General features: G+C 71.1%; 1 protein-coding gene. It reads left to right on the top strand.

Annotated features, from left to right (window positions below; genetic code table 11):
- Positions 1-234: hypothetical protein (locus tag NLU14_RS22835; protein WP_275710916.1), on the top strand; the 234-nt coding region annotated here is incomplete at its 5' end.
- Between the last annotated feature and the right edge of the window lie 5 nt (positions 235-239).

Genomic DNA, 239 nt, shown 5'->3' on the forward strand with positions numbered 1-239 from the left:
GGGATGCTGGACAAGGACGGCAAGGCCCGGAGAATCGCCACCTATTGCGGCGGCGGCGATCGTTTCGTGCTGGCGGACGGCGCATGGAAGGATGCCGGCGATCGCTTCGTGCCGAGCGCGGAGCAGCGCGCGCAGATCGCGGCCGGCTATCCGGCGGGGCGCGTGGAGATTCGCCCCGTCGAGCGGCGCCAGGTCTTCGTCGGGGGCGTCCCCGTGGGCGAGCCCTTCGAATAAGCGGT

It is taken from the genome of Marinobacter iranensis (assembly GCF_029207565.1).
Classification (GTDB): Bacteria; Pseudomonadota; Gammaproteobacteria; order Pseudomonadales; family Oleiphilaceae; genus Marinobacter; species Marinobacter iranensis.